Raw genomic sequence first — 19,553 nt, forward strand, 5'->3', positions numbered from 1 at the left:
CGCCAATACCGACGGACTCGGCAACGTTGGCGCCGGTGGCCATAGCGAGCTTCATGGCCTCCTCGACGTTGTCGCGATCCCTGTACCACTTGTGCAGGAACGCGGCGAGGGTGCAGTCGCCGGCGCAGACGGAAGAAACCAGCTTGATGTTGAACTCACGCTTGGCGTACCAGATGTCCTCGCCGTTGGAGAAGTAAGCGTCGCCGCGGCTACCGCGGGTGAGCAGAACGTTCTGAACGCCAGCGTCGTGAGCCATCTTCATGGCAACGCGAACCTCGTCGTCGGTGTCGACCGGCACGCCGAAGATGGCCTTCATCTCATGATGGTTCGGCTTGATGAGCAGCGGCTTCTTGTGAGCGAGCTCCTTGAGCTTGTCGGAGGACAGGTCCAGGACAACGTCGGCGCCACGGGCCTGAGCATGCTCCATAACCTGAGCCAGGAAGTCGGGCGTAGCTTTGGGAGGCACGGAGCCGGAGACGATCAGGCACTCAAGATCGCCCGCGGTGTCCAGGATGTTGTAGAGCTCCTCCTGGTGCTGCGGCGTGATCGGGGCGCCGGGGTTGAGGATGCCGTACTCGTGCTGGCCATCGTTGACGTAGGTGTTGATGCGCGTGATACCGTCGGTCCAGACCGGGCGGCAGAGGCAACCCAGGTTCATGACCTCCTCGACGATAAACTTGCCCGTGAAGCCGGCGAAGAAGCCGAGCGCGACGGTGTCGACGCCCATCTTCTTAAAGGCGAAGGACACGTCGAGGCCCTTGCCGTTAGCCGTGTAGCTGGCCGAGCCGGTGCGGACGTTCTCGTCGGGCTCGAGCGGAGAGCTCGAAACCGTCATGTCGACAGCCGGGTTAGCGGTTAGCGTGTAGAACATTTACAGTACCCCCTGTATATGTGAGGGCCGCGTGGCCGGCCCATTCCAACCACGCGGTTACCTCTGATACCAAATTAGCGAGCTGCGGACTCGAGCAGTGCCTTGACCTCGGCTGCGGTGTTGCAGGCGAGCGCCTTCTCGGCGAGCTCGTCGCACTCGGCCTTGGTCCACTGGCTGATGGTCTTGCGGGCGCGCAGGATAGAAGGAGCGCTCATCGAGAACTCCTCCAGGCCCCAGCTGATCAGCAGCGGCTCGAGCAGCGGATCGGCAGCGGCTTCGCCGCACATACCGACCATGATGCCGGCCTTCACGCCGCTCTCGATGATGTTCTTGAGCGAGCGGAGCACGGCGGGATAGTAAACCTGGTACAGGTTGGAGATGGTGTCGTTACCACGGTCGGCGCACATGGTGTAACCGATCAGGTCGTTGGTGCCGATGGAGAAGAAGTCGGCGACCTCGGCAAGACGGTCTGCGAGCAGCGAAGCGGCGGGCGTCTCGACCATGATGCCGACCTCGATGTTCTCGTTGAACTTGCGACCCTCTTCGGTCAGCTCGGCCTTGCACTGCTCGACGAGCTCCTTGACAGCCAAGACCTCCTCGACGCAGGTGACGAGCGGGATCATGATCTTGACGTCACCGAAGGCGCTAGCGCGCAGCAGAGCGCGGAGCTGGACCTTGTACTGGTCGGGATTGGCCAGGCAGTAACGCACGGCGCGGAAGCCCATGAAGGGGTTATCTTCCTTGACCATGTGCAGATACGGAATCTCCTTGTCGCCACCCACATCGAGCGTGCGGATGATGACCGGAGCACCCTTGAGCGCGCTGGCGACCTTACGGTAGGCGTTGAACTGCTCCTCCTCGGAAGGAAGCTCAGCAGAGTCCATGAACAGGAACTCGGAGCGGAACAGACCGATGGCCTCGGCGTCGTGATCGAGCGCGTTGGGCACGTCATCGGGGTTACCGATGTTGCAGGCGATGATCTTCTTGATGCCATCGGCAGTCACGGACGGCTTGCCACGGAAGGCCTCGAGGGCTGCCTTCTCGGCAGCGAAGGCCTCGGCCTTGGCGGTATAGGCAGCGAGCGTCTCCTCGTCGGGATCGGCCTCAACGATACCCTTGCCACCGTCGACGACAACGGTCATACCGTTGCGCAGCGCGGTGCAGCTGTTGGAAACCGAAAGGACAGCCGGGATCTCGAGGGCGCGCGCAATGATCGCGGAGTGCGACGTGCGGCCACCGGTCTCGGTGACGATACCGGCAACGTGGGCCTTATCGATCGTGGCGGTCATGGACGGCGTGAGGTCGTGCACGACAACGACGGTGTTCTCGGGCAGGACGGAGAGGTCGACGACCTCCTTGCCCAAAAGCTCGGCCAGAATACCGGTACGGATGTCGGCGATGTCGGCCGCGCGCAGACGGAACATCTCGTCGTCCATGGACAGGAACATGTTCTCAAACATGGTCGAGGTGTCCATGAGCGCCTGCTCGGCGCAGGTGCCGCCGTCAATGGCGGCGTTGATGGCGTCGGTCATGCCCGGGTCCTGAGCCAGGACAATGTGTCCGCTCATGATCTCGGCCTCGGCCTCGCCCACCGTCTCCTTCATGTGGTCGGCCTGAGCCTGGGTCTTCTCGCAGAAGACCGAAAGAGCGGACTGATAGCGCTCCTTCTCTGCTGCCGAATCAGCAACCTCGTGCGGCTCAAACGTCAAGTCGGGATCGACGGCGACCATGACGGTGCCGATACCGATGCCCTCGGAAGCGTTGACTCCCTGATACATTCCCATTCCTCTCTCCGTGTCATGTGATAAAGCGTTTTGCCATATCCATGACAAAAGAGCGCAGCTACCTTACAACAGGTCACTGCGCCCCCAAATATGAACTTAGTTGTTCAACATGCGACCCGTTTGAGTTCTACTCGCCAAGACCGCTCTTGATGAGCTCGATGGCAGCAGCCAGAGCCTCGGCCTCGTCAGCGCCGTCGCACTTGACCTCGACCTCGGTGCCGCAGGGGATACCAGCAGCCATGAGGGCCATCGGGGACTTGCCGTTGACCTCCTTCTCGGGGGTGACGACCGTCACGTCACAGGCGTACTTGCCCATGGTGGAGGCGAACAGACCAGCCGGACGCATGTGCAGACCCTGAGGATTAACGAGGGTAGCCTTCTCAGAAACCATAGTTGACTCCTTTTTTGTGTTTAACCCCTGTCATACATGTGGCAGGAGTCAGATTCACGACGTTGTTTATATTAACTCACATCAAACGGTTTTTCATTGTGTTTCACACGAATTGTTGGACAGATGTCGTATCCCTGCGCTTGCCCGCCGGGCGGGGCGGTTAAGTTTGCTGCTCTACAGTCCTGCGCAAGACGGAAAGCACATTAAGTGCTTTCCTTTGCGTGTGGAACTCGCGACAAACTTAATCGCCCCGCCCGGCGGGCGAGCTGCGGAAACTCGGTCGGTCCAGAACAATATCGGCGGAACGGAATTCTGGCTGAGGATCTGTTCGCGACAAAGACTCAATGGGCAGTTCCCTCTATGCCCTTCTGGAAGTTGCGGTGAAATAGGGACTGATTTTGCAGTTGAAACGTTTAAACGGTCCCTATTTCAACGCACCTTACAGAAAGGAATGAATAAAGGCGGGGGCTCCGGGTGGAGTCCTCGCCTTTATTACAGGGGGCGATGTTATTCGCGAGCTGGGGGATTAGACCAGGCGGGCGTTGATCGTCTTGGCGATCTCGGCGGCGTCGGTGGAACCCTTGACGGTGGCACGGAAGTCCTCGTCCATGAGCGCCTCGGCAACCTTGGACAGGATCTTGAGGTGCGTGGTGCCGGCCTGTGCACCCGGGATAAGCAGGGCAATAGCCACGTTGACGGGAGCGCCGTCCATGGTGTCCCAACCGGTCACGCCGGACTCGTCCTTGACGACGATAACGGCAGCCTCGGTAATGGCGTCGGACTTGGCATGCGGGATGGCGAAGCCCTCCATCATGCCCGTGGTACCCTCGGCCTCGCGGGCCAGGAAGGCGTTCATCACGGCGTCGGCGTCGCCGGCGATACCGGCCTTGACGGCCTGGTTGGAAACGAAGCTCAGAGCCTCGTCACGAGAAGCGAAGTCCTCGGCGACAAAAACATTCTCGACCTTCACGAAGTCGGCAGCCTCGGACTTGGGGGCCTCGACGGCAGCGGCCTTGGGGGCCTCGACGGGCTTGGCGGCAGGAGCGGCCTTCTGGTTCTTCTCGAAGTCGTACTTCTTGAAGGCCACGAACATGATGCCACCGACCACGGCGCCGATGAGGATCGCGAGGACCCACAGCGGACCGTTCTCGACAACGGGCAGGACCAGGAAGCCACCGTGAGGCGCCGGATCGTGAACGTTGAACATAATGGTCAGGATCGAAGCGATAGAGGAACCGAGCATCATGATGGGCATGACGGGCCAGATGTTCTTGGTCATGAACGGAATGGCGCCCTCGGTGATGTGGGTGCAACCAAGGATGAGGTTGACGACACCGGCGTCGTGATCCTCCTGGCTGAAGTACTTCTTGCCGACAACGACGGCAAAGGTGGTAATCAGCGGCGGAACGATGCAGGCGGCGGAGACGGCAGCCATGAAGTTGGTGCCGAAGTTGTAGGTATCGGTGCCAACACCGGCGGCCAGAGCCTCGGTAAGCATAGCGGTACCGGTGACATAAGCAGCCTTGTTGACCGGGCCACCCATGTCAAAGGCGCACATGCAGCCGATAGCAAGACCCAGGACAACGGCGCCAGAGGCGGACAGGCCCTTGAGGAAGTCCATCATGGCGGTGTTGATGGCAGCCATGGGGCCGGAAATGCCGAGCATGACCAGGCCGACGATGGCGGTCGAGAACAGCGGGTACAGGAAGATAGCCTTGAGGCCGTCCAGGTTCTTGGGCAGACCGGCAAAGACCTTCTCGAGCAGCAGGATGACATAGCCGGCGAGGAAGCCGCCGACGATGCCGCCCAGGAAGCCGAAGCCCACGCCGGTGCCACCGGCGTCGATCATGCCGGTCTCGGCGTTAACAGGCAGGCCCTGGATGGCGATCATACCGGCAACGAAACCGGGGACGAGCGCCGGGCGCTTGCCGATGGATTCGGCGATATAGGCTGAAAGCACCGGAACCATGAGGTTCATGGCGATGCCGCCGATGATCTTGAGCATCGCAGCAAAGCTGTTGTAGTCAGACGCCGTCGAATCGAAGGACGTAATGCCCCACAGGAACGAAACGGCGGTCAGAACACCACCGGCAACGACGAAGACCAGCATGTGGCTGACGCCGTTCATGAGGTGCTTGTAGATGATCCGGCCGATGGACTCCTTCTCCTCGACCTCGTCCTCGACATCGGCAGCAGCCGCAACCGTGTCGTCGCCCTTGGCGGCGAGCGCGCGGTCAATCAACTTACCGGCGGCCTCAACGGACAGGGCCTTGGAAACACCAACGGAAACCATGGGCTTGCCGGCGAAACGCTCAGCCTGGACATCCTTGTCGGCTGCGACGACGACGGCCTTGGCACCAGCGATCTCACTCTTGGTGAGCTCGTTCTCGACACCGACCTGGCCATGAGTCTCGACCTTAATGGTCAGACCGCGCTCGGCAGCTGCCTTCTCCAGCGCCTCCTTCGCCATGAAGGTGTGCGCAATGCCGGTCGGGCAACCGGTCGCGGCGATGATGTCAAACTTAGCCATGTGTCCCTCCTTCTTGAGTACAGCGCCCGCGGGCGCTCCCCTACACGCGCTTCGATGCGCGTTTTTCCACAACTGAAAGATACCAACCTACCGTCCGCGTGAGAAGAGACAAGGTGCAATTCTCCGGTGAAAGGTTCTTTCATAACCGTAAACGGTAAGTGAAAGTTTACCATCAACACTTGAAACGGCAAGGTGTATCTTGTAATTGAAAATGCCCGTATACTATGGCATTGCGAATCAAATTAGATTTTCATGCCAACCAGGAGCCATCCATGACCGATAGTAGCAAGAGCGCACTTTCCCTCATTAGCACCCATCAGGGATACAGCGAGTCCGAGCAGCGCATTGTCAACTATATATTGGAGCACCAGTCCGAGGCGCCACGCCTCACGGCCGCTCAGCTCTCGCGCGCCGCCGCCACGTCCGAGGCGACCGTTTCGCGCTTCTGCCGCAAGCTTGGCTTTGGTAGCTTCCGCAGCTTTCAGTTTTCGTTGGCGAGGGATTTGGAAAGCCAGCGTAACGAGGGCCTGACTGACGAGGTCTCGCTCGACAATATGGAGCAGAGCCTCAAGAACATCCTGGCTGCCAAGGTGAGCGAGCTTAATGCGACCATCGACGGCATCGACCACGATACGCTGGCGGCTGTTGTGCATGCCCTTAAGCATGCAGGGGTTATTGAGTTTGCAGCTGTGGGCAATACGAACGCGGTCGCGCTCGATGCGACGTTTAAGTTTTCGCAGCTGGGCCTGCGCTGCATGGCGAGCACCATCAGCGAGACATCAATCGGCTTTGCGCTCACGTTGCGCCCGGGTGACGTCATCGTGCTAATCTCAAACTCCGGCAAATCGCGCCGGCTGAATCGCATGGCAAAAGCGGCTCGCAACTGCGGCGCAACCGTAGTCGTCATCAGCAGCGACAGTAAATCCCCGCTCGCGCGCCTGGCAGACTACACTTTTAATACCGTCAACCACGAAGCGCTGCTGACGACAGGCGACTTTGCGTTCTCCAAGATCAGTGCCACGATGATCATCGAAGTCATCTACAACTTCCTGCTGCCCGAGATTGAAGACGCGCGTGAGCATATCAGCTACTACGAGGAGCTCATCCAGCCGGATAAGGTTGTGGAGTAAAACGCGTAGTGGGACAAAAATTTCAGTCTATTTTGTCCCACCAACACCGCTGATACGACCTAACCTCGAGCTTCTTCAAGCATCTGCTTGGCATGCGCCAAGCTCGCCTCCGATTGATCGCCGCTCAGCATGCGGGCGATCTCGGCGATACGCGCTTCGCCGGTTACCTCGTCCAAATGCGTTTGGGGAACATCGCCCGGTTCCTTGCTGACAACATAATGCTTGTCAGCCATGACGGCGACCTGCGCCAAGTGGGTTACGACAATCACCTGATGTGTGGCGGCAAGATCTGCCAGCACGCCCGCGAGCGCACGCGCCGTGGAGCCACCGACACCAGCATCGACCTCGTCAAACACCAGCGTATCAACACCGTCCGCGTTACCGAGGACAACCTTGCTTGCCAGCATGACGCGACTTAACTCGCCGCCCGAGGCAATGCGGCGCAGGGGACGTGGCGTCAAGCCGGCACCGCTGCGGTATAGCAGCTCGTAGCTCGAAGGACCAACGGGCGTCCATTCAGCACGGGGAAGATCACGTGACTCCCAGACGAGCTCGGCGCCGCCCATCTCCAGGCGAGCCATCTGGCGGCAGACCTCGTGGCAGAAGCGAGGGGCCGCCGTATTACGGGCGCGCTTAAGTGCCTTGGCAGCGGCAAACAACTCGCGCTCTGCGCTCCCGAGTGCCTCACGCGCCTTTTTGATCTGTTCATCGCCATCATCGACCAGGGACAGCAGCTCTTGCGAGCGATCGCGCATGGCAAAAACATCGTCCATGGTGGGGCCCCACTGACGCAACAGGCCCTTGAGGTCGGAATACCGCTCACGCATGCGAGCGAGCTCGCGCGGGTCGAAGGCGATGCCATCGCGATAGGCACGAAGCTCGTTCGCGCAATCCTCAAGGGAGATACAGGCATCCGAAAGTGCATCGGCAATGTCGCCGAGTTTGCGATCGACGGTATCCATTCGGGAAAGCTCTGCCACGGCGCTGTTCACGGCATCGAGCGCTCCCCCTTCAGAGGCAAGCGATGCATGGGCATCGTTAGCCGTGGCAACCAGTACCTCGGCATGTTCGGAGCGCGGCAGCAGCTCCTCGAGTTCCTCATACTCACCCGGCTTGGGGTCGACCTCGCCGATGCGCTCGAGGGCAAAGCGCGCCTCCTCGACGCGGCTCCCCTGCGCACGCGAGGCCTCTTCGACACGTCGAACCTCCTTGGCGGCAGCGCGCGATGCTTTAAAGCAGACGCGGTACGCATCCAGCGCCTCGAGTGCCGGACGCCCTGCCCATGCATCGACCATCGCAACGTGATGCGCCGGATCGAGCAAGCGCTGGTGCTCGTGCTGGCCGCACAGATCCATCATCACACCAACGCGCTCCGAAAGCTCGCGCACACTGGCGATGCGGCCGTCAATCTTCACGCGGCTGCGGCCCTCGGCAGAAAGGCTGCGCTGGACCGTGAAGCCTTCCGTGTCGTGCGGGCCGTCAAACAGCCGCGCCTCGACGCTCGCCAGCGCCTCGCCCTCGCGAACCGTCGACGAATCGGCGCGCTCGCCCAAAATAAGCTTGAGCGCCGAAAGCAGCGCGGTCTTGCCAGCACCGGTCTCACCGGTCAGGACGGTCAAGCCGGCACTCGGCACCAACGTCGCCTCCCGAATGAGTGCAATGTTGGAAACCTGCAGCTCATCGATCATGACGCACTCCGTAGAACACACGGCTCACCGAGTTATAGAAGCTCTCGGGACCGTAATCAAGAAGCAGCACATCTCCGGGCCCGCGGCGCACCGCCACGCTCTCAACGGTGCCATCGCAGGTAATAAACTGTCCATCGATAGCGATCGCCGGAATGCTCGGACGGTCATCAGACATAAAGATTTCGACGACATCACTCGGCGAAGTCAAGAAGGCGCGGGCCTGAATGGTGTGCGGCGCAATGGGCACGCAGACCATGCCCGTATAGTCGGGGCTCACGATGGGGCCACCCGCACTGAGCGCATACCCCGTAGAACCAGTCGCCGTGGACACGACCACGCCGTCGCCACGAAGTCGATCGATATGGTGGCCCGACACCGTGATGTCGAACTCGACCATATCGGACAGGGGGCCGCGCGTAAGCGCCATATCGTTGAGGGCGAAGGTGCGCACGACATCCTTCGTACCGTCTTCGCGCACGGACACGATATCCGCGGCGATGGTGGCGCGACGGCTCACGTGCAGCTCGCCGGAAAGGGCGTCGCTCACGACCTGCAGAATGTCGCGCTCCTCGGGGCTCGCAGCAGTTAAAAAGCCCAGGTGACCATAGGAAAGACCGAGGATAGGAATCTCGCGATGGTTGAGGATGCGGGCAGCGCGCAGCAACGTACCGTCGCCGCCGAGCGTAATGACCAGATCGGAGCCGTCAATATCAGGCGTGCTCTGAATCTTGGATCGCTGGTCGGCAGCCCATGCCACCTCATAGCCCTGGCGCGTCAGCCAAAGCTCGAGCATCAGGCCGCTCTCGACCGCCTCTTGCTTGTAGTAATTGGGAACCAGAAAGACCTTCATAGCGTTGCAGCTTTCTCGCTCAAAACCGATACCTGGGATTGCAGCTCGTCTTGCGAGCGGTCGCCGGGTTCAAATCTCGTGCCGTACAGGAAAAACTCAACGTTGCCCTTGGCACCATGAATGGGTGACACGCACACATCGACCGGGAACAGCCCCTTGGCAGCGAAGAGTTCAACCGCCGCCACGAGCGTATCGCGGCGCACAGCGGGATCGGTCACAATGCCGCCCTCACCCACCAACGCCGCCGGAGCCTCAAACTGCGGCTTTACGAGCGCGCAGAATGCACCCGTAGGCGCCAGGCACGCCAGCACCGCATCGATAATATTCGCGATGCTGGTAAACGAGACATCACACACTGCCAGGTCGATGGCGCCGGCATAGCCAAGCTCAGGCAGCTGCGTCACGTTTGTGCGCTCATGCAGCGTCACGCGATCGTCCTGACGCAACGACCAATCGAACTGGGCGCGACCCACGTCCACCGAGACAACGGTCGCAGCTCCGCGCTTGAGCAGGCAATCGGTAAAGCCGCCGGTAGAGCAGCCCACATCCAGACAGGCAAGGCCCGTCGGATTGATACCAAACGCATCAAGCGCGCCTTCGAGCTTAAGACCGCCGCGGCCAACATATGGAATGCGCCCCTTCATGTGCAACGGCAGACCCGGGGTCACCTTAAGGCCCGGCGAAGTCAAGCGCTCGCCGCCACTCGAGACCAAGCCGGCCATAAGAGTGCGAAGGGCATCCGCGCGATCGGCGCAGATGCCCTGTGAAATCAGTTCGTCATCAAGACGCACGCGTTTCATGAATGCCATCAACCATTCGTATCCGGAGATGCGGCCTAGCTATCCTGGGATTCGTTTGCCGCATCCTCATCGTATTCCTGCTCGAGCTTGTCGGCCTCACGCGGCGTCAACTCAAACTTGTCGACCATATCGACCGCGCGGGAGCCCAGCTCAATCGCTTCGTCAAACAAATCGAGCGAACGCTCCAAGGAGGTATCCTTGGAGCGAACGGTAGCGATGATCTGATCCAGACGGTCCGAAATCTCATCAAAGTTACGGACAGAACCCTCTGGCATGGCTACTCCTCGACGGAGTCGATGTCAGCCTCGGCGGCGTCCGCATCCTCGGCCAGCACGCCAGCCTCAGCCTGAGCAACCGCAACCTTGGCGGCAGCCTCGGCAGCCTGCGCCTCCTCGCGAGCGCGATCTTCGGCCAGCAGCTCCTGGTACAGGCCCTCGCCCGGCAGCTCCTCGCTGCGAGCGATCTTGCCCAGCACGCCGTTGACGAACGACGCGGACTGGTCGGTGCCATAGGCCTTGGCAAGCTCGACAGCCTCGTTGATCACGATGGCGTCCGAGACCTCCTCGTCGGTGAGGAAACGCATCTCGTAAACAGCGATACGCAGCAGATTGCGGTCGGCGCCGGGCATGCGCATAAGATCCCAGTTCTTGGCAACGGATCGCAGAGCGCAGTCGATGCGGTCGATATGCTCGTAGGCACCGCGGCACAGCTCCAACGCATAGGGGTCGAGGGGACCCTTCGAGATCAGGAAATCACCCTCGAGGACGCGCTCGAGCGGGCTGTCCGTGGCCTCGGCCTGGAACAGCAGCTGCAGCGCCTGACTGCGGGCAAGCGTACGCCCGCGATAAACCTTAAGGCTCAAAGGTTACTCCTTGGGGAAAACGAGGCCGTCAATGCAAACGTCAACGCGCTCAACCTCGACGCCCACCTGAGCATCGATGGCGGCGACCACGGCGACGCGAACGGCCTCGGCGAGTTTCTTGAACGGATAGCCAAAGAACACCACGACACGCACGGTGAGTGCGAGCTTGCCGCCAACGACCTCGGCCTCGACCGCCGGCTCGGAAGCCGGGGCCTTGGACGAGAGCATCATGGAGACAAGGTTGGTGGCAAGGTCCTTGACGCCAACGGAGGCGATGCCCTCGACATCCGACACGGCGCGCGAGACGATGGCGGTCAGAACATCGGGCGAAATGCCGATGCCGTCAATCTTGATTTCCTGGGGCATGAGTCCTCCTAGAAGAGTTGGTTGCTAGACGCGGGAGACGAACTTGCCGTCGCGGGTGTCAACCTTGATGACCTCGCCCTCGTTGAGGTACATGGGGACCTGGATGACAGCGCCGGTGTCAATCGTGGCCGGCTTGGTGGAACCCTGGACGGTGTCGCCCTTAAAGCCCGGGTCGGTCTGGACGATGGTGGTCTCGATGAACATCGGGGGGGTCACGCCCATGAGCTCATCGTCGGCGAAGAGCAGCTGGCAGATGTCGTTCTCGCGCAGCCACTTGGAGTTCTCGCCCACCATGTCCTCGGGAACGGGAACCTGCTCATAGGACTCGTTGTCCATGAAGATGTAGTCGGCGCCATCGTTGTAGAGGTACTGGAACTCGCGGGTGGTAAGCATGACGCTCTCGAACTTGGTGCCGGCGTTGCAGGTGTTCTCGACGACGCGGCCGCTCTTGATGTCGCGGGTCTTGTAGCGCACAAACGCGCCGCCCTTGCCCGGCTTGACATGCTGGAACTCGACGATGGTGTAGACCTTGTCCTTGATGCGGAGACCGAGGCCGTTCTTGAAGTCGGCGGTAGAAATGGTAGGCATAGCGACCTTTCTTGTTATGGGCAGAACGCACAAGCGTCCAAATTACATACGACAGAAATTATACACTTGCAGACGGCGCCTGCAGCGAGCGCATAAAAAGAGAACGCGGGGCGTCCGAATCGATCCGAACGCCCCGCCCCAAACTATCTACCGAAGTAGACTAGCAGTCGATAACGTGCAGGTCGTGCGGGGTCTTGGTGAAGGGCTCGTAGCCGTTCTCGGTGACCACGCCGTAGTCCTCAAGGCGCACGCCGCCCACGCCGGGCAGGTAGACGCCGGGCTCCATGGTGACAACCGAGCCGATCTCGATGGTGTTCTTGCTGCGGTTGAAGTTGGGCAGCTCGTGGATGTCGATGCCCACGCCGTGGCCCAGACCATGGTTGTAGTAATCGCCATAGCCGGCATCGCCGATGATCTTCTTGGAAAGCTTGAAAATGTCGTTGCCCTCGACGCCCGGATGGATGGCGGCTACGCATTCCTCGTGCGTACGGCGCACGAGCGCATACAGGTCGAGCTGTTCCTGCGTGGGCTCGCCCATCACGACGGTGCGCGTCATATCGGAACGATAATCGCAGTAGCCCGCGCCGTAATCCATGAGGACAAAGTCGCCCTTCTCGATCACGCGGTCGCTCGGCACGGCATGCGGGTTGGCGGTGTTGGGACCGCTCGCTACGATGGAGCCGAAGGCAAGGCTGTCAGCGCCGTTGGCGAACATAAAGTTCTCGAGCTCGTTGCGAACCTGCTTCTCGGTCATACCGGGCTTAATAAAGCCGAGCATGTGCTGGAAGGCGGCGTCAGTGATCGACTGTGCATGGCGCATGAGCTCGATCTCCTCGGCATCCTTGATGGCGCGCATCTTGCGGATGTCGTCATGCATCAGCGGCAACATGCAGGCGACGGAACGATCCTCCAGACCACGCTGAATGCCCTGGTAGAAGTTGATCTGCATATCGTCCTCGACAGCGCAGACGCGGCACTTGTTGGCTGCGATCTTGCCGGCGACCCAACCGGGGATGGTGCCCTCGTCCATGTCATAGACCCAAGGGCTGCCGGCGGGCGTGTTCTCCTCAAAGCTGTTGAGGTAGCGCGAGTCGGTATGGAACAGGCACTGGTCAGCCGTAATAAACGCCGCGTGCGGGAACTCGAAGGTGTAGTCGAAGACGCCCTTCACGCCCGTGAGCCAACGAAGATTGGCCTCGTCGCGTACCACGATAGCGTCGTAGCCGCGCTCGACCATCAGGGCACGGACACGTTCGATACGACCGGCAGGACCGGCAGCAAACTCAGACATGCAGATTCCTTTCTTATTGTCTCTATAAAGACGGGACGGGTCTCAACCGAACGTCGGAATCGCATGCGAACCGCAACCGATTGGAAACCCGTCCCTCAACATGATACGAAAGACGATGGATGTCAATAAATCTTAGAGAAGTTCTTTGCGAGAAGCCAAGTAAGCGTGAGCATGGCGCTCAAGAACCTCGTCCTCAACGCTCGTTAGGCGAATGGCGCCGAGTGCCGCGGGCAGCGGCAGCATGCTGCGATTCGAGCGAGCGAACTGCTGCCTGCGGAACTCCTCGATATATGCGGCAGGCTCCAGATCGAGGGCAAGTTCCTCGATACCAAAGTCCTCTAGGCAGTCATCGACCTCAAAGACGTAATCGATATCGAAGTCGCAGGCATCATGTGCTAGGCGCGCCTCAAAGCGCATGCCCTCGGACAACAGCTGGTAGGCAGGAACCTGCGAAGCAGCATCGCCCAAGCAAGCGCTCAGGGTACGCTCCCCCGTCTTGCCAAAATCGAGCGCATGGCGGGCGCTCGGGTTCGTGGCCATCAGTACGTCCTTGCGGGCAGTCTGAGACCATTGAACTGCATTGACGAGCGCGACCTCCTCGCCCGCGAGAATCTCGGGAACGGTCTCAGTAAACTGATTCCAGCGGGATTTGCTGCTCGAAAGCATGGTGCCAACAAGCACCACATAGCCGAACTTGAGGTACTCGGGGTCCGCCTCGCGAACAAGGTCGAGGTCACACACGACCAAGCCCGGCTCAGGACGTAACGCGATAGCGGGAAGCGCATTCGCCGGCGAGGCGACGAGCGGCTTCATGGTCGTCGCGACCGTGAGCATGGCGTCGAAGGTCGTCGGCAGCAGCGCGCACTCAGTTCGGCCACACCACTGGTTGGCGCACCAGCTAACAACCGAGCAGGTTGCGGCATCGCCAACGGCGACAACCAGATCGTCGCAGGTAACGCCGTTGGCAGACAGGGCGCCAAAGATCGCATCGGCATCGGCCAGCGTGGCACCAGCAGGCGAAACCTCGAGGACTAGCGGCGACACGGCAAAACCGGCGTCGACCAGCGCATGCTCGACGACTTCACCAAAACGCTCGGATGTGGCGGTGTTCCAAACGACCATCGCGCGCTTAGGCTTGCCCACGGCCGAGGCAAACATACGCGACAGTTCATCGAACGCGCCCAATCCGACGCGGACATCGACGCTGCGGTTTTGGAAATTGATCAGTTGACGGCGAATCATAGCAGCCCACGCTCCAAAAGCATCTCGGCACAAAGGTAGGAAACGTCCTCGAAGGACTTGTTGCGAATATCAAGGGTAAGGTCGGCGGCCTGGCGATACAGCGGACGGCGATGCTCAAACAGGCGCGCAGCATGCTCGGGCGAACGGAAATCGGGGCGCGTGTCGGACCGACGAATCTGTCGAATCGAATCCTCGAAGTCGCCCTCGAGGTACACGCACGTACCCATTTCGTGCATCAGTTCAATATTCACCGGCGTTTCGACGATACCGCCCCCGCACGAAACCAACAGGCTGCGCTCGCTTTGGAGCGAACGGAGCGCCGAGGTCTCGAGCTCGCGAAAACGATCCTCGCCCTCGGTCTCAAAAATCTCGGTTACCGACTTGCCGCAACGGCGCACGACCAGACGGTCGGTATCGATAAAACGCCGCTTGAACATGGTGCCCACGTTGCGCGCAAGCGTCGACTTGCCCGCGCCCAAAAAGCCGATAAAGAAGATATGGTCGCAGCCGTGTTTGATGTGCTGGGACATGACGAGACCTATTCCTCGCAAGGAAGGTCGCGCAGGGCCCGGCGCTCAAAGATACGGAAGATCTGCGTATACCACAGGTCCTGCGTCGCCTGCGGCTTTACCAGGATGGTATCGACGCCGGCGAAGTTGCCGCTCCACACGTCCGTGTAGAGCTGATCACCGATCAGCACCGCCTCGTCAGCCGTGGCGCCGAGGCGCTTAAGACCCGCCTTGAGGGCAAACGGCGCCGGCTTCATGGCATGGCTGATGGCCTCGAGTCCCAGCTCGCGTGCTGATGCCATGACCTGGTCGCGATGCCAGTTGTTGGACACCATGCACAGCTTAAAGCCTTTGGCGCGGGCGGTATCGAGCCAAGCGGAAACCGCGGCGGGAACCTGCTCGGTGTCGCGCGGCACCAGGGTGTTATCGCGATCGAGCAGAATGGCGCGTTTGCCGTCGGCCCAAAGGGTATCAAGGTCGATGCGATCGACCGAGGCAACGTAACGTTTGGGGCTAAAAATCCTCATGCTAATTCCAAGACTGTTGATGCTCTTCGTAGGTTTGCGAGAAGTACTCCTCGTCCTGCGTAATGTAGAAATACAGGTCATCGGAGTCGGTCGGCTCAAGCGTGGCCTTGAGTGCCTCGAGCGACGGAGAGCAGATGGGCGTGGGCGGCAGGCACTCGTGCTTATAGGTGTTATACGGACTATCGCTCTGCAGGTCGTCGGCGGTAACCTCGCCACCGGTGACATACATCATGGTCGCATCGCTGTTGAGATAGCGCAGACCATCGAGCTTGCCGGCAAGACGGTTGTAGAAGACCGAGGCCACGTGCGCACGTTGATCGGCGTTGAGGCCCTCGCGCTCAACGATAGAGGCCAAGTTGACGATGTCGTAGTCGGACATCTCCACACCGTAGCGTTCCTTGATCTTGGCTTCGCAGCTCGCAAAGTCAAGCGACTTGTACTCGGTCTTAAACTGATCGAGCATAGCGCGAATCACGCCATCGGCCGTCGGCAAATCACCCAACGAATAGGTCTTGGGGAACAAGAAACCCTCGAGCGAATCGTTGGCGGCGCCCTTAAGGAAGCTATAGTCGTCCACGTAGTTGGAGGCCTTGGCCTGGTTGAGGAAGTCTTCCTTAGAGATGCTGTCGTAGGCCTGGGCCACACGGTCGGCGACTTGATCGACCGTCAGGCCCTCAGGGATAGTCAGCGCACTGGAGCCCGCGTTGGGGCCTTCCATGAGCTGCTGAACAACCTTGGTCGCATCCATGAGTGTGGTGAACGAATAATCACCGGGCTTGAGCGACATATCGGCGTTGAGCTTTTTCACCGCCGCATAGTAATCCTTGGGATTTTCTACGATATGATTCTCGGAGAGAATCGAGGCGATCGTATCGCCTGAAGCACCATCGGGAATGGTCACCGTAACCTGCTGACCAGCCGTGACCTTCGTATCCTCACCGGCAAAGAAGCCCTTGACGGCCGGCACGACAAAGAAAGCGATCGCAGCAAGCGCGAGCACCGCCACCACAACGCCGATAATCATAGGCACCGGGGAGCTTTTCTTTTGAGCACCGCGACGAGCATGCGTGTTGTAGCTCGAGCGGGTCGCCGGAGCAACGCCATGCGAACCGCGAGCGTGATGCGAATGCGATTGAGGGACCTGAGTTCGCTGGGTAGGTGCCTGCTGCTTAAAGCGAGTACCGCCTGCAGGCTGGGCCGTACGAGCAGTGGGCTGTTGAGCCGCGTGAGAAGCCGAATGCTGAACCGAACGAGCAGAAGGCTGCTGACCCGTCCGTTGAACAGGTTGGGCCGAATGAGAGAAGGACTGCACCGAGCGCGCGGCAGACTGAGCTGCGCGCTGCGTCGGCTGTGCCGGACGCTGGCCAGGCTGGGCAGGGCGCGACGCCGGCTGCCGTGTACGATTCTGCTGGCGCGGATCGGAAGCGCTAGACATGCGAAACCTCCTCGTTTTTACGATCGAGCCACGTCTGCAAAAACAGGCTGGCGGCAATCATGTCGATCTTGCCCCTCATCTGCTTTTCGTTGAGGCCCTGCTCGCGCAGGATACGCTTGGCCTCTTGCGAAGACAGACGTTCGTCCTCAAACTCCAGCGGAAGATCGAGCTCGTCGGCAATCTTTTGCGCCACGGCGGCAACGCGCTCGGCCTGGGGGCCGGGCTCACCGGCCATGGTCAGGGGGCGTCCGCTTACCAGGATGTCGGGCTCATAGTCCTCAACCAGGTAGCGGAACGTCTTGGCCATACCGGTGACCTCGGCAGCCGGAAGCACCTTGACAGGCATCGCCATCTTGCCATCACGGCTCGAGACGGCGATGCCAATCCTGGTCTCCCCTATGTCCAGCGCGAGCGCAACCACAGCGACTTCTTAGATTCTTAGGCGCCGAGCGCGGTCTTAGCGGCCGCGAGGGCATCGGCGATGCCGGCAGCATTCTTGCCACCGGCCTGGGCCATGTTGGGACGACCGCCACCGCGACCGTCGACCAGACCCGCGATCTGCTTGATCACGTTACCGGCGTGGAAACCGGCCTTGACGGCGTCATCGGAGCCGGCAGCGAGCAGGGCCGGAGTGCCCTTCTCAGTCACGCTGGCGACGACACAAGCGACAGGGCCGGCGACCTTCTGATGCACGGTATCCCATACGTTGCGCAGGTCGGCAGCCTCAAGGCCCTGGAGCTCAGCGACAACGAGCTTATAGCCGTCGAGCTCGACGGCGCCCTCGATGGCGCTGGAGATGGCGTCGGAGGAGCCACCGGTCAGAGCCTTTTTGAGCTTGTTGGACGTCTCGCGCAGCTCAGCCTGCAGGTTCTCCACGCGGGCGGGAACCTCGTCGACGCGGCACTTGAGCGCAGCGGCGGCGGCGTCAACGAGCGCCAGGCGGTCGGCCATGTAGTCGAGGGCACCCTTAGAGGTCACGGCCTCGATACGGCGGACATTGGAGCCCGTGGAGGACTCGGAAATGATCTTGAACAGACCAATCTCTGCGGTATTGGCGGCATGGGTGCCACCACAGAGCTCGCGGGAGAACGGCTGGTCCTCAGCGCCCACGGAGACGACGCGGACGACATCGCCGTACTTCTCTCCAAACAGAGCGACAGCGCCGGCAGCCTTAGCCTCGTCGATGCCCATGACACGGGTCACGACCGGCTTGGAAGCGAAGATCTGCTGGTTGACCAGGTCCTCGACAGCCTTGAGCTGCTCGGAGGACAGGGCCTCGAAGTGCGTGAAGTCAAAGCGTAGGTGCTCGGGCGTCACCAGCGAGCCGGCCTGGGAGACGTGCTCGCCCAGGACCTGCTTAAGGGCAGCGTCGAGCAGGTGCGTGGCGGTGTGGTTGCGGCGCAGGAAGCCACGGCGCTCGGCGTCGAGCGCGGCGGTAACAGCGGCACCGACAGCCAGCGTGCCCTCGGCAACGTGCGCGACGTGGGCATACAGGCCGTTGTGGTTCTTGGTGTCGGCAACGGTCAGAACAACGCCCTCGGCGGAAAGCTTGCCGGCATCGCCCAGCTGGCCACCCATCTCGGCATAGAACGGGGTGCGGTCGAGCACAACCTCGACATCCTCGCCGGCGGCAGCGGACTCGACGGACTCGCCGTTGCGCACGATGGCGACAACCTTGGCGCCCTCGATCACATCGTTGTCATAGCCGTCGAACTCGGTCGCTGCGACCTTGTCCGAAAGCTCGACCCACACGTCGTTGAAGCTGCCCCAGGCGTCGCCCTTGGCATTGGCGCGGGCGCGGGCCTTCTGGTCCTCCATGCAGGCAGTGAAGCCGTCCATATCGACGTCGTGGCCAGCGGTGCCGGCGATCTCGACGGTCAGATCGATGGGGAAACCAAAGGTGTCGTGCAGTTTAAAGGCGACATCGCCCGAAAGCACGGCGCCCTCGGCAAGCGCTGCCAGGGCCTCGTCCAGATAGACGCGGCCGTTGTCGAGCGTCGTGGAGAAGCGCTCCTCCTCGGAGGCGACGATACCCTTGACGAGCGCGACATTCTTGAGCAGCTCGGGATAAGCCTCACCCATCTGAGCGTTAACCTCGTCGATGAACTTGGTCAGGAAGGCGCCCTCGATGCCCAGCAGGCGACCGTGGAACACGGCACGACGGAGCAGGCGGCGAAGGACGTACTCGCGACCCTCGTTACCGGGAAGGATGCCGTCCGAGATCATAAAGTCGACGGCACGGGAGTGGTCGGCGATGATACGCAGGGAGCGGCTGGCGCCAGAGTAATCGTCGGCGTCATAGGTCTTGCCGCTAATCTTCTCACCCAGCTTGATGAGGTGCTGCATCAGATCGCCGTCGTAGTTGGCGGTCTTGTGCTGCATGATGGCGGCCATGCGCTCCAGGCCCATGCCCGTATCGAGGTTGCGGTGCGGCAGCTCCGGCATGGAGCCGTCCTCCTGGCGGTCGTACTGGGTAAAGACGAGGTTCCAGAACTCCAGGAAGCGGTCGCAGTCGCAGCCAGGCTTGCAGTCGGGGCTGCCGCAGCCGACCTCCTCGCCCATGTCAAAGTAGATCTCTGAGCACGGACCGCAGGGACCGGTGGGGCCAGCGGCCCAGAAGTTATCGTCCTCGCCCAGGCGGGAGATGTGGTCCTCAGCAACGCCCAGAGAACGCCACACGTCGTGGGTC

General features: G+C 60.9%; 19 protein-coding genes. 1 reads left to right on the top strand and 18 read right to left on the bottom strand.

The window, feature by feature from the left end; all coding sequences use genetic code 11:
• The 4 genes from AB5164_RS05230 to AB5164_RS05245 all read right to left on the bottom strand — a co-directional run.
• Positions 1-871: 1-phosphofructokinase family hexose kinase (locus AB5164_RS05230; protein WP_368147869.1), on the bottom strand; the 871-nt coding region annotated here is incomplete at its 3' end.
• Positions 872-945: 74 nt separating this feature from the next.
• Complete coding sequence (ptsP, locus tag AB5164_RS05235) at positions 946-2,649, bottom strand: phosphoenolpyruvate--protein phosphotransferase (RefSeq protein ID WP_035138206.1); 1,704 nt, start codon at positions 2,647-2,649, stop codon at positions 946-948.
• Between the two features lie 133 nt (positions 2,650-2,782).
• Positions 2,783-3,046, bottom strand: coding sequence for an HPr family phosphocarrier protein (locus tag AB5164_RS05240; protein WP_022094575.1), 264 nt, complete (start codon positions 3,044-3,046; stop codon positions 2,783-2,785).
• A gap of 526 nt (positions 3,047-3,572) precedes the next feature.
• Complete coding sequence (locus AB5164_RS05245) at positions 3,573-5,576, bottom strand: fructose-specific PTS transporter subunit EIIC (protein WP_368142172.1); 2,004 nt, start codon at positions 5,574-5,576, stop codon at positions 3,573-3,575.
• Between the two features lie 272 nt (positions 5,577-5,848).
• Between AB5164_RS05245 and AB5164_RS05250 the strand changes: the two genes are divergently transcribed.
• A complete protein-coding gene (locus AB5164_RS05250; RefSeq protein WP_368142171.1) occupies positions 5,849-6,706 on the top strand; it encodes a MurR/RpiR family transcriptional regulator in 858 nt (285 codons plus the stop codon).
• A 59-nt stretch (positions 6,707-6,765) separates the two neighbouring features.
• On the opposite strand, the gene AB5164_RS05255 is transcribed toward AB5164_RS05250, so the two are convergent.
• The 14 genes from AB5164_RS05255 to alaS all read right to left on the bottom strand — a co-directional run.
• Entirely contained in the window at positions 6,766-8,394 is a 1,629-nt protein-coding gene (locus tag AB5164_RS05255) for a DNA repair protein RecN (RefSeq protein ID WP_368142170.1), read from the bottom strand.
• Positions 8,384-9,244: an NAD(+)/NADH kinase gene (locus AB5164_RS05260; RefSeq protein WP_368142169.1), complete on the bottom strand. Its 861-nt coding sequence runs from the start codon at positions 9,242-9,244 to the stop codon at positions 8,384-8,386. The genes AB5164_RS05255 and AB5164_RS05260 overlap by 11 nt, the downstream gene beginning before the upstream one ends.
• On the bottom strand, positions 9,241-10,044 hold the full coding sequence (locus tag AB5164_RS05265) for a TlyA family RNA methyltransferase (protein ID WP_368142196.1): 804 nt from the start codon (positions 10,042-10,044) through the stop codon (positions 9,241-9,243). Before AB5164_RS05265 ends, AB5164_RS05260 begins: the two co-directional genes overlap by 4 nt.
• Before the next feature lie 35 nt (positions 10,045-10,079).
• On the bottom strand, positions 10,080-10,319 hold the full coding sequence (locus AB5164_RS05270; RefSeq protein ID WP_006233978.1) for an exodeoxyribonuclease VII small subunit: 240 nt from the start codon (positions 10,317-10,319) through the stop codon (positions 10,080-10,082).
• A 2-nt stretch (positions 10,320-10,321) separates the two neighbouring features.
• Positions 10,322-10,906: a transcription antitermination factor NusB gene (gene nusB, locus AB5164_RS05275; protein ID WP_138341162.1), complete on the bottom strand. Its 585-nt coding sequence runs from the start codon at positions 10,904-10,906 to the stop codon at positions 10,322-10,324.
• 3 nt (positions 10,907-10,909) lie between these two features.
• A complete protein-coding gene (locus tag AB5164_RS05280) occupies positions 10,910-11,272 on the bottom strand; it encodes an Asp23/Gls24 family envelope stress response protein (RefSeq protein ID WP_138341164.1) in 363 nt (120 codons plus the stop codon).
• A 24-nt stretch (positions 11,273-11,296) separates the two neighbouring features.
• Complete coding sequence (gene efp / locus AB5164_RS05285) at positions 11,297-11,860, bottom strand: elongation factor P (protein WP_118288930.1); 564 nt, start codon at positions 11,858-11,860, stop codon at positions 11,297-11,299.
• A 160-nt stretch (positions 11,861-12,020) separates the two neighbouring features.
• A complete protein-coding gene (locus AB5164_RS05290) occupies positions 12,021-13,151 on the bottom strand; it encodes a M24 family metallopeptidase (RefSeq protein WP_271736262.1) in 1,131 nt (376 codons plus the stop codon).
• A 132-nt stretch (positions 13,152-13,283) separates the two neighbouring features.
• Positions 13,284-14,393, bottom strand: coding sequence for a hypothetical protein (locus AB5164_RS05295; protein ID WP_368142168.1), 1,110 nt, complete (start codon positions 14,391-14,393; stop codon positions 13,284-13,286).
• Positions 14,390-14,923, bottom strand: a complete 534-nt coding sequence (locus AB5164_RS05300) for a shikimate kinase (protein ID WP_035138190.1) — start codon at positions 14,921-14,923, stop codon at positions 14,390-14,392. Before AB5164_RS05300 ends, AB5164_RS05295 begins: the two co-directional genes overlap by 4 nt.
• 8 nt (positions 14,924-14,931) lie before the next feature.
• Positions 14,932-15,429, bottom strand: a complete 498-nt coding sequence (locus AB5164_RS05305; protein ID WP_117639353.1) for a YqeG family HAD IIIA-type phosphatase — start codon at positions 15,427-15,429, stop codon at positions 14,932-14,934.
• A gap of 1 nt (position 15,430) precedes the next feature.
• The gene (mltG, locus tag AB5164_RS05310; protein WP_368142167.1) at positions 15,431-16,864 is read right to left on the bottom strand and encodes an endolytic transglycosylase MltG; all 1,434 of its coding nucleotides are present in this window, start codon (positions 16,862-16,864) and stop codon (positions 15,431-15,433) included.
• Positions 16,857-17,285, bottom strand: coding sequence for a Holliday junction resolvase RuvX (gene ruvX / locus AB5164_RS05315; protein ID WP_329737985.1), 429 nt, complete (start codon positions 17,283-17,285; stop codon positions 16,857-16,859). The genes mltG and ruvX overlap by 8 nt, the downstream gene beginning before the upstream one ends.
• Before the next feature lie 17 nt (positions 17,286-17,302).
• Positions 17,303-19,553: alanine--tRNA ligase (gene alaS / locus AB5164_RS05320; protein WP_368147871.1), on the bottom strand; the 2,251-nt coding region annotated here is incomplete at its 5' end.

It is taken from the genome of Collinsella aerofaciens (genome assembly GCF_040915425.1).
GTDB lineage: Bacteria > Actinomycetota > Coriobacteriia > Coriobacteriales > Coriobacteriaceae > Collinsella > Collinsella aerofaciens_BW.